We start from the raw sequence: 10,301 nt of genomic DNA, 5'->3' as shown, positions 1-10,301 counted from the left end.
TTTTGCGATGCACCACCATGGCCAGTTTATCGGATTGACTTGTGGGGTCCGCGGCTAGTCAAGGACACCAAAATGATCAGCAATAGCGTCAAGCTGCGGTTGGCCTGCGTCGCTCAGCGCTCCGGACAGGCACAGGTACGGCATTTATTGGCGAATTGTGCCGGCGCACCGCCGCCCTGTGACCTCGCCGGGATGCGAAACGGCCGCCGGGATCCCCTGCGGGAGGAACGTCGGCGGCCGTTGGATCAATTCCGGAACAGACTAGTACTTGCGCAGGTTCACCGGCTGCTGTCCGCGCAGCTCGATGCGCAGCTGGTTCACGAGGGCGTGCAGCACCGCATTCGCCGATTCCGTGGAGCCTCCCAAGGTGCGTACCGCAAGACCGGGCACCGGGGCCTGGGAAATGCCCACAGAAATTCCGTCGCGCTGCTGCCCGGCGATCTCGTAGGCCAGTTCGCGCAGGCGAGCGACCATTGCCGCGTCGATGCGCGGGTCGATGGCCAGCAGCATGCCCACGTGGGTGGATTCCTGCAAGTACAGCAGCGAGTCGATGGAATCCTTGCCCGGCTTCACCCACAGGTTATCCAGCGCCCCGAGCCGCCCGTCCAGGTGGACCTCGGTGCGCAGGCGCAGCTGCTCGTAGCTGAACCGGCTGCCGTCCGGGCTCCAGCCCGGGGTGAGGACCTCGCACAGCACCAGCGAGGCATCGGCGGCCATGTGCACCTCGGTGCGCTGGAAGTAGCTGGCGTCCTTATAGGCGATCAGCTGGTCCGGCAGGTATTCGAGCACCGCGCCGGGTTCCAGCCTGATGCGCATGTCCTGCTGCGCCGGGCCCTGCGGGGTGCGGTAGACCTTGGTGGCGGACTGGGTGGTCAGCAGCAGGCTGCTGCCCTCGGCAACACGGATCTCGATGCCGTACTTGTCGGCGCCCAGGTAGCCGCCGCCGGGGTTCACGATGGTGTAGCAGACCTGGGCGGTGTCATCGAGGTAATGCGGGCGCAGCACGCGCAGCGCCCCCTGGTGGTATTGCCGCAGCGCGATGTCCTTCCCGGCCCGCGAGCCGACGTGCAGCCGCAGCTCGCCGACCAGGCCATCCGGGAACGGACTGGGCTCCAGCCCGGAGCCCAAGCCCGGGCTCGAAGCGGCCACTACGCCAGGTCCGTCATCAGCACGTCGTGCTTCAGCCACGCGATGACCTTCTCCAGCCCCTCGTCGGTCTTCAGGTTGGTGAAGCAGAAGGGCTTGTCCCCGCGGAACTGCTTGGAATCCGACTCCATCACCGACAAATCCGCGCCCACGTACGGGGCCAGGTCGGTCTTGTTGATGATGAACAGGTCGGACTTGATCATGCCCTGCCCGGCCTTGCGCGGGATCTTCTCGCCCTGGGCCACGTCGATGATGTAGATGGAGAAGTCCACCAGCTCCGGGGAGAACGTGGCCGAGAGGTTGTCCCCGCCGGATTCGACGAAGATCACCTGCAGGTCAGGGTGCTTGGCTTTCAGCTCCTCGATGGCCGCGGCGTTCATCGAGGTGTCCTCGCGGATCGCGGTATGCGGGCAGCCGCCGGTTTCGATGCCGACGATCCGATCCAGCGGCAGCACGCCGTTGGCGGCCAGGATCTTGGCGTCCTCGATGGTGTAGATGTCGTTGGTGATCGCCGCCATGGAGATCTCGTGCTCCAGGGCCCGGGTGATGCGTTCAATCAGCTGGGTCTTGCCGGCACCGACTGGTCCGCCGATGCCAATCTTGATGGGTTCCATGGTATTTCCTCGAATCTGTTGGGGCCGCAGGTGCGCGGCGGGGTCAGGACATGAACATGCGGGCGCGCTGGTGCTCGTGGCGCATCTGGGCGATTTCCAGCCCGGGCGCCGCGGCGCCCAGATCCATCTCCTCCAGGGTGAAGATCGCCGCGACGGCGTCCGCCACCGGTTCGTGCATCGCCCGGATCACCCGCTGGCCGGCGTCCTGGCCCAGCGGGATGGCGCGGATCGCATTCTGCGTCAGGCTGGTCACCGTGGAGAACAAGTAGCTGCCCAGCGCGTCGGCCACCGGGGCGCCGGCCCCGCGGGCACCCAGGGCGAAGGCGATGGCCGGGTGCCCGGCGCACTGCCCGCTGCGCACGCTGCGCGCATAGGCCGCCACGTCCGCGGTGGGGAACGCCGAGTTGGCCACGGCGAGCATCCGCGCGCCCATCTTGGTGGCTGCCTCGCGCAGCTGGCGGGGCAGGGCCGAGGCATGGATCAGCGCGTCGAGCTGCGCGATCCGCTCCTGGTCCGGCGCCTCATAGGCCAGGCGCAGCAGCAGCCCGTCGGTATAGGCCAGGGCCTGGGACAGGAACTGGTGCAGCCACGTCGCGAAGCTGGCCTCGTCGTGCACCTGCCCGGACTCCAGGTAGCTCTCCATGCCGAAGGAGTGGCTGAACGCGCCGGTGGGCAGTGCCGAGTCCGATAGCTGGAGCAGCGTGAGCAGGTGCGGGGCGCTAGTGGGTGTGCTCGGCATGGCGGAAGGGCACGGGCATAACCCGTTCCTGGCGCTGGTAGGGCGCGTCGTGGTGCTTGAGGAAGTCCTCGACGGTGTGGTCGTACTGCACCACCATCACCTCGGCGCAATACTCCGAGTCGGCGCCGAAGAACTGCGCCTGCAGGTGCCGGTTGCCCAGCGAGTGGGCGATCACGCCCATCTCCAGCACCGTGCGCGGGGCGATGACCAGCACGTCGGTGGGCAGCACCGACACGCTGATCACTTCGGTCTCCGAGAGGAACAGGATGTCCCCGTCACGCAGATCCGGGCCCGGGGCCAGGCGCAGGCCCAGCTCCCGCCCGTGGTCGGTCTTCACGCGCTGGATGCGCTTGACCAGCTCGGCGCTGGGCAGCACGACCTTTTCGTGGTGCCGCCCGGCCAGCTGCTCGGGCTGCTCGTGGAGGTTGCCCACGAGTTCGTCGATAATCATCTATCTCCTTGGTGGTTGGCGGGCCGGCTAGAACAGGAAGTAGCGCTGGGCCATGGGCAGCTCGTCCGAGGGCTCGCAGGTGGCCAGTTCCCCGTCGACGAATACCTCGTAGGTCTGCGCATCCACCTGGATATCCGGGGTGGCTCCGTTGTGCTTCAAATCGGACTTCACCAAATCGCGGATGCCGTGGCAGGGGCGGATCACCTTGCGCAGGCGCAGGCGTTCCGGGATGCCCTCTTCGATCGCTGCCTTGGACAGGAAGGTGATCGAGGAGGCGTGGACCGCGCTGCCCAGGGCACCGAAGTTCAGCCGCAGCGTGCGCGGCTGCGGGGTCGGGATCGAGCCGTTGGAATCGCCCATCAGCGACTGGACGATCAGCCCGCCCTTGATCACCATTTCCGGCTTGACGCCGAAGAAGGCCGGATCCCAAAGTACCAGGTCGGCAAATTTGCCTTCCTCGACGCTGCCGATGGAGTCGGCGATGCCGTGGGCGATGGCCGGGTTGATGGTGTACTTGGCGACATAGCGCTTCAGCCGCTGGTTATCGCCGATCTCCGGGTCGCCTTCCAGCTTGCCGCGCTGGCGCTTCATCGCGTCGGCCACCTGCCAGGTGCGCAGCACCACTTCGCCCACGCGGCCCATGGCCTGCGAGTCAGAGGAGGTGATGGAGAAGACCCCCATGTCGTGCAGCACGTCCTCGGCGGCGATGGTCTCCGCGCGGATGCGCGAGTCGGCGAAGGCCACGTCCTCGGGGATGTCCGGGTTCAGGTGGTGGGCCACCATGAGCATGTCCAGGTGCTCGTCCACGGTGTTCGTGGTGAACGGCAGGGTCGGGTTGGTCGACGCCGGCATCACGTTGGGCAGCGCGGCCATGCGGATGATGTCCGGCGCGTGCCCGCCGCCGGCGCCTTCGGTGTGGAAGGTGTGGATCACCCGGCCGGCGATCGCTTCGATGGTGTCCTCCACGAAGCCGCATTCGTTCAGCGTGTCGGCGTGGATGGCCACCTGGATGTCGAATTCGTCGGCGACCTTCAGCGAGTTGTCGATGGACGAGGTGGTCGCACCCCAGTCCTCGTGGATCTTCAGCCCGATCGCGCCGGCGCGGATCTGCTCGGCCAGCGGTGCGCGGTCGCTGGCGTGCCCCTTGCCCAGCAGCCCGATGTTGATCGGCAGGTTCTCCACCGCCTGCAGCATCCTGGCGATGTGCCAGGGGCCCGGGGTGAGGCTGGTTGCCTTGGACGCGTCCGAGGGCCCGGCGCCGCCGCCGATCAGCGTGGTAGTGCCGTTGGCCAAGGCGACTGGCACCTGGTCCGGGGAAACGAAGTGGATGTGCGTGTCGATCGCTCCGGCGGTGAGGATCTTGTGCTCCCCGGCGATCACGTCGGTGGACGCGCCGATGACGATATCCACCCCGTCGGAGATGTCCGGGTTGCCGGCCTTGCCGATCTTGAAGATATGCCCGTCGCGCAGGGCGACATCGGCCTTGTAGATGCCGGTGTAGTCCAGCACCACCACATTGGTGATCACCGTGTCGGGCACATCCTGGTCGCGGGTGACGCGGCCGTTCTGCCCCATGCCGTCGCGGATGACCTTGCCGCCGCCGAAGACCACTTCTTCGCCGTAGGTGGTGTAGTCGTGCTCGATCTCGGCCAGCAGCTCGGTATCCGCCAAGCGGATGGCATCCCCCGTGGTCGGCCCGTACATTTCCGAGTACTGCTTGCGGGTCAGCTCGAAGCCCATGCCTAGTTCTCCTCCTCTTCGTCGGCGGCCGAGGACTTGCCGGCGTTTTCCGCCTCTGCTGCAAGCCGTGCCTCATGCGGCTGCGGCGGGAGATTCTCGTCGACCGGGTCCACGCCGAAGGTGGTGCCCAGCCCGGAGGCCGCATCGCCCTGGTTGGGAAGGTCGATGCTGTAGTCTTCGACGACCTCGGCCTCGCGCTCGGCATCGATGCCTGCGGTGCCGCCGATCGCTTCCGTTTCAACGGCCGGGACCGGCAGGCCCAGCGGCCCGTTGATCCGGTCCTGGAAGCCGTGCACCTCGCGGGCTCCGGAGAATTCGACCAGGTGGACGGTGCGTGCATCGCCCGGCTCGAAGCGCACTGCGGTGCCGGCGGGAATATCGAGCCGGAATCCGCGCGCGGCCACTCGATCGAACTCCAGCTGCGAATTGACTTCGGCGAAATGGTAATGCGAGCCGACCTGCACCGGCCGGTCCCCGCGGTTCACCAGGTTCAGGATGCGGGTTTGCTGCTGTGCATTGCAGGCGATGGGTTCATCGCGCAGGATGTATTCTCCCGGGATCATGATCTGTGCCTTTCTGCGCAGAGGGAACTAGCGAATGGGGTTGTGGACGGTGACCAGCTTGGTCCCGTCGAGGAAGGTCGCTTCGACCTGGACTTGGTCCACCATTTCCGCAATGCCATCCATGACGTCTTCGCGGCGGAGGATCGTGGTCCCGTAGCTCATCAATTCAGCCACGGTCCGTCCGTCGCGGGCCCCTTCGATCAATTCGTAGGTGATGACCGCGACGGCCTCCGGGAAGTTCAGCTTCAGTCCACGCGCCTGTCGTCGGCGTGCCAGATCGGCGGCGACGACGATCATCAGCTTCTCTTGCTCCCTCGGCGTTAAATGCATCGACAATTCCCCGTTCAAGAGTGTTTAAGAGTGTCCACCAAGATCGCTGAATTCCGGCCAGAAAACGCCGTAACAGCTGTGGATATGGCTAGAATAGCAGACCTTCGGAAAAGGTTTTTTCGACCCGGAATCCATCCATAAAACAACCATTGACAAAATTTATCCACCCAAGTCAAAGAAGTTTTCACGGAAAACAACCCGAACCTCTCCAGCGCGTCGAAAAGCCACGACTTTCCATTCCAGCACAATGCAACGTTCCCCGGGGATTTAATTCCGGATTCCCTGCCTGTTTCCAGCCATGGCTCCGGCAGGAAACTGCTCCCGCTCGGTCCTCCAGGGCGACCGGGAGCAGTTTCCATGCACCGGGCCCGATGCGTCATTCCACGAGCTTGCCTGCCTGCGATACCTCGGTGATCAGCGCGGCCACTTCCGCAGGCACTTCGGGGATCGGCTCACGGGTGATGCCCTCAGGCGACCAGATGAGGTTCACCTGCAGCTGCGGATCGGTGTGCGGATAGTCACTGCGGTTATGGCAGCCGCGGGTTTCCCGGCGCTCCAGCGCCGACTCCAAGGTGGCGCGCGCGGCCAGAGCCGAGGACTTCAGGTCGAAGGCGTGGCACAGGTCCTGGTAGCCGGCGATGTCCGGGTGGATGCCCACCCGCGCCATCCGCGCTTCGACCTCTGCCAGTTTCTCCAGCCCCAGCTTCAGCCCCGCCTCCTCGCGCACGACTCCGGCGTGCTGGGTCATGATGTCGCGGATCGCCCGCTGCAGGGACCGGACATTTTCCTGCCCATCGGCGGCCAGCAGCCGGTCCACTTCCCCGCGCGCCTTCTCGATGGCCGCCTGCGAACGCGGCTGGGAAGTGAGCGCACGCGAATACCGGGCAGCTCCCTGCCCGACGATCCGGCCGAAGACCAGCAGCTCGATCAGCGAGTTGCCGCCCAGCCGGTTGGCCCCGTGCAGGCCCGAGGAGGCTTCACCGATCGCGTACAGGCCGGGGACCGCCGTCTCATGGGTGAGCGGGTCCACCTGCACCCCGCCCATGGAATAGTGCGCCGTCGGGGCGATCTCGATCTTCTGCTCGGTAATGTCCAGCATCTGCTCCTCGAGCAGCGTCTGGTAGACCCGGGGCAGCCGTTCCATGATGGTGGCGCGGGGCAGGTGCGAGACATCCAGCCAGACCCCGCCCTTGGCGGTGCCGCGCCCGGCGGCGATCTCGGTGTAGGCGGCCAGGGCGACCCGGTCGCGGGTGGACAATTCCATGCGCTGGGGATCGTAGCGCTCCATGAAGCGTTCGCCCAGGGCGTTGGTCAGGATCCCGCCTTCGCCGCGGGCCGCCTCGGAGACCAGAGTCCCGGCCACCGATTCGGGTTCGATGATGCCCGAGGGGTGGAATTGTACGAGCTCGGCATCGCGCAGCCGGGCACCGGCCTCCACGGCCAGGCGGAAGGCGTCGCCGGTGTTCTCGTCGCGCCGCGAGCTGCTGCGCCGCCAGATGCGGGTGTGGCCGCCGGCGGCCAGGATGACCGCGTCGGCATGGATCAGGTACCCGGTGCCGTCGTTGACGTCGAAGCCGTAGGCGCCGAAGATCCGCCCCTCGGCGACCAGCAGCTCGGTGATATAGACCGAGTCCAGGATCGGGACCTGCAGCTGCTGCGCACGGCGGACCAGGGTGCGCTGGATTTCCAGCCCGGTGTAGTCCCCGGCGAAGGCGGTGCGCCGGAATTTGTGGGCACCGAAGAAGCGCTGGGAGATCCGGCCGTCGGTTTCGCGGGCGAAGTTCATGCCGTAGCGTTCCAGGTCCTCGATGCCGCGGGCCGCGCCTTGGGCGACCACCTGCACGGTGCGCGGATCGGCCAGGTAGTAGCTTTCCTTGATGGTGTCCGCCGCGTGCTGCTGCCAGCTGTCCTCGGCGTCCATCGTGCCCAGTGCGGCGTTGATGCCGCCGGCGGCCAGCGCGGTGTGCGCGTCGTGGCGCGGGCGCTTGCCCACGGCCAGCACGTCGGTGCCCGATTCTGCCAGCTCGATGGCCGCGCGCAAGCCTGAACCACCGGTGCCGATGACCAGTACGGAGGTGGATATCTGCTGTTCGTTTCTCATGGTTTCCAGCATCGCCCCGCGCCCAGAATACGTCCAATGAATTATTGGCATGATGTTGATAGCAGTAGGCTATGCACCATGAACCTAGAGCAATTGCGCGGCTTCACCGCCATCGCCGAAGTGGGGCACTTCACCCGGGCCGCCGAGCAGCTGCACCTGGCCCAGCCATCGCTCAGCCGGCAGATCGCCACGCTGGAACAGGAACTGGGCTCCGAGCTGTTCCACCGGGCCCGCGGCAACATCACGCTTACCGCCGCCGGGCAGGCATTGCTGCCCCGTGCGCGCCGGATGCTGGCCGACGAGGAGTCCATCCGCACCGAAATGGCCGACCTGGCCGGGCTGCATCGCGGGCGGGTGCGCCTGGGCGCCCCGCCTACCCTGTGCGTGTCGCTGGTCGCCGAGGCGCTGTCCATCTTCCGCACCTACTACCCCGGGGTGCAACTGCAGATTTTCGAAGCGGGCTCGCACAAGCTGCTGGAGCAGCTGGACGGCGGCGCACTGGATCTGGCGCTCATCGTGACCTCGGAGCATGCGGTGAACGACAACCATCTGGAGAACCTGCCGCTGCTCGAAGAGGAATTGGTGGTCATCGACGCACTGGAGCACCCGCACCTAGCTGGCCAGGAGCTTGATTTGCGCGCGTTGGCTCCGGTGCCCCAGCTGGCCTTCTCGCACAGCTACGATCTGCGCGCCAGCACCGCCCTGGCCTACAAGAACGCCGGCCTGGTGCCCAATATCGTCGTGGAAGGCGGGGAGATGGACGCGGTGCTGCGCTTCGTGCAGCGCGGGCTCGGAGTCGCCGTGGTTCCGGCGACGGTGGCGCTGGACGCTCCGGGAGTGCGCTCCATTGCCTTGCGCGAACCGCTGGCCCGCACCATCGGGCTGGCGCACCGGCGCGATGTCTCATTGACCCGAGCCGCCGCGGCCATGGCGCAGCTGCTGGCCGAAACCGCGCAGCAGCTGGCCGCCGGCCACGGGCAAATCAACTCCCTAGCTTGATCCCCAGGTGGCTGGCCATCGCCTCGGCGAGCAGGCTCAGCTGCAGCGCACTGATCCGTGCCCCGCGCAACCCGTCGACCCCCTCAACCTGGGCGAAGTCCAGCCCCTGCAGGTCGACCTCGCGCAATTGCGCCCCGGCAGCGGTAATTTGCCCGGCCCGCGAATCGACGAAGCCCAGGCGCTGGATCTGCCCGCCCAGGTCGATCTCCTCGAATTGGCAATTGACGAAGAGCACATCGCGCACCGTTGCACCGCGCAAATTCAGCCAGCCGAATTTGCAGTTCTCGAATACCACGCCATCGAGCTGGGCCTCGGCGAAATCCGCAGACCCGAAGCGGCTGTGGGTCACCCGCACATCGTTGAGGAACGCACCAGCGGCTTGCAGGGCGGGAGCCCCGGATTGGTCCAGTTCGCACTGGATTAGCCGGGCATTGCGCAAGGCCTCGATCTGCACGGAGCTGAAACGGCATTCCTCCAGCCGCGCGCCATCGGCCGCCAGCGGCTCATCGAAATCCCTGAAGTGCAGCAGTTCAACGTAGTCGTCGCCCAGATCCCCACGGTAGCCAGGGGCCAGTTCGGGCAGGGTGAAGCGTCGGATTCTCGGTGCCAATGCGCGTCCTTAAAGTGCTTGCTTCGCAGCCAGGTTCCCGGCCACGTCATCCAGTGCCGCATCCAGGTGCGGCCAGCGGAACTCGTACCCGGTCCCCTGCAGCACCCCGGGCAGCGCCCAGCGGGACTTGAGCAGCATTTCCGGTTCCACGCGCAGCACGAACATGGCCGGCTCCAGCATCCAACGATACGCGGGCAGCCCGAATTTCGCGCCGGTGGCGCGGCGCAGCGAGGCCATCAGCGCCCGGTTGGCAACCGGGTTCGGCGAGCTGAGGTTGACCGGGCCGGTGATTTCGCGGTGGTCGATGATATGCCCGATCGCGCCGATCGCATCATCGACATGGATCCAGCTGAAGCGCTGGTTCCCGCGCGTGCGGTGCCAGCCGCTGCGTTCGGCTCCGCTCGGATCCGGGCCGATGCCGCGGTAGCGCCGATGCGCCGGCCACCAGCTATCATGCTGCGCCCCGCCCAGCCCGAGCCGTGCAACGGCAAGCAGCTTGCGCGTGGCCGGGCCGTCGCCGAGCACGATGGCCATGCGCAGGGCGACCCGGCGCGTGGGCAGCTCGCCGCGGAAGAACTCGCGTTCCCAGTTGCGCGCCACATCCACCGAGAACCCTTCGCCGATCCGGCCGTCCTCGGTGTTCGGCGCGTCCATGCTGTGCCGGTAGATGGTCGCGGTGGACGCGTTCAGCCAAAGCGCCGGCGGATCAGCTGCCTGGGACACTGCCTCGTGCAGCGCGCGGGTCGTGTCCACGCGCGAGGCGAGGATCTCGTTGCGCGCCGCTTCGTGATAGCGGCAGCCGACATTCTTCCCGGCCAGATTGACCAGCAGTTCTGCACCATCGATGAGTGCCGCCAGCGCCGGGCCATCGCCCCACTGCGCATCCGCTGTACGGCCGCGGCCGATGACCGCCACCTGGTATCCAGCCCCGCGCAGCTGCGCGATCAGCCGTTCGCCAATGAACCCGCTGGCTCCTGCCACTACCGCCCGCCGTGCAGCGCTCTGCAT

General features: G+C 66.6%; 11 protein-coding genes. 1 reads left to right on the top strand and 10 read right to left on the bottom strand.

Features of this window, described 5'->3' with window-relative positions; translation table 11 throughout:
• Positions 1–261: 261 nt before the first annotated feature.
• The 8 genes from ACIOTN_RS04155 to ACIOTN_RS04120 all read right to left on the bottom strand — a co-directional run bounded on the left by ACIOTN_RS04155 (position 262) and on the right by ACIOTN_RS04120 (position 7,684).
• Positions 262–1,188 (bottom strand): urease accessory protein UreD, encoded by a 927-nt coding sequence (locus tag ACIOTN_RS04155; protein ID WP_286134328.1) that lies wholly within the window; start codon positions 1,186–1,188, stop codon positions 262–264.
• Positions 1,149–1,760 carry an urease accessory protein UreG gene (ureG, locus tag ACIOTN_RS04150; protein ID WP_105658515.1) on the bottom strand — a complete coding sequence of 204 codons (612 nt, stop codon included), beginning with the start codon at positions 1,758–1,760 and terminating at the stop codon, positions 1,149–1,151. The genes ACIOTN_RS04155 and ureG overlap by 40 nt, the downstream gene beginning before the upstream one ends.
• A 43-nt stretch (positions 1,761–1,803) precedes the next feature.
• Positions 1,804–2,499, bottom strand: a complete 696-nt coding sequence (locus ACIOTN_RS04145; protein WP_105658514.1) for an urease accessory protein UreF — start codon at positions 2,497–2,499, stop codon at positions 1,804–1,806.
• The gene (gene ureE, locus ACIOTN_RS04140) at positions 2,480–2,950 is read right to left on the bottom strand and encodes an urease accessory protein UreE (protein WP_105661409.1); all 471 of its coding nucleotides are present in this window, start codon (positions 2,948–2,950) and stop codon (positions 2,480–2,482) included. Before ureE ends, ACIOTN_RS04145 begins: the two co-directional genes overlap by 20 nt.
• A gap of 27 nt (positions 2,951–2,977) precedes the next feature.
• Positions 2,978–4,690, bottom strand: coding sequence for an urease subunit alpha (ureC, locus tag ACIOTN_RS04135; RefSeq protein ID WP_105661410.1), 1,713 nt, complete (start codon positions 4,688–4,690; stop codon positions 2,978–2,980).
• Between the two features lie 2 nt (positions 4,691–4,692).
• Positions 4,693–5,253 (bottom strand): urease subunit beta, encoded by a 561-nt coding sequence (locus tag ACIOTN_RS04130; RefSeq protein WP_105661411.1) that lies wholly within the window; start codon positions 5,251–5,253, stop codon positions 4,693–4,695.
• A gap of 27 nt (positions 5,254–5,280) precedes the next feature.
• Complete coding sequence (locus tag ACIOTN_RS04125; protein ID WP_105658537.1) at positions 5,281–5,583, bottom strand: urease subunit gamma; 303 nt, start codon at positions 5,581–5,583, stop codon at positions 5,281–5,283.
• Positions 5,584–5,959: 376 nt separating this feature from the next.
• On the bottom strand, positions 5,960–7,684 hold the full coding sequence (locus ACIOTN_RS04120) for an FAD-dependent oxidoreductase (RefSeq protein ID WP_105658536.1): 1,725 nt from the start codon (positions 7,682–7,684) through the stop codon (positions 5,960–5,962).
• A 78-nt stretch (positions 7,685–7,762) separates the two neighbouring features.
• On the opposite strand from ACIOTN_RS04120, the gene ACIOTN_RS04115 reads away from it, so the two are divergent.
• Entirely contained in the window at positions 7,763–8,683 is a 921-nt protein-coding gene (locus ACIOTN_RS04115; RefSeq protein WP_105661412.1) for a LysR family transcriptional regulator, read from the top strand.
• Here ACIOTN_RS04115 and ACIOTN_RS04110 read toward each other — a convergent pair.
• Complete coding sequence (locus ACIOTN_RS04110; RefSeq protein ID WP_105661413.1) at positions 8,667–9,293, bottom strand: pentapeptide repeat-containing protein; 627 nt, start codon at positions 9,291–9,293, stop codon at positions 8,667–8,669. The genes ACIOTN_RS04115 and ACIOTN_RS04110 overlap by 17 nt on opposite strands.
• Before the next feature lie 9 nt (positions 9,294–9,302).
• A complete protein-coding gene (locus tag ACIOTN_RS04105; protein ID WP_105661414.1) occupies positions 9,303–10,301 on the bottom strand; it encodes an epimerase in 999 nt (332 codons plus the stop codon).

The sequence above is a fragment of the Glutamicibacter sp. NPDC087661 genome (assembly GCF_044743275.1).
Taxonomy (GTDB): domain Bacteria; phylum Actinomycetota; class Actinomycetes; order Actinomycetales; family Micrococcaceae; genus Glutamicibacter.
This window is presented reverse-complemented; position numbering and strand designations above follow the sequence as displayed.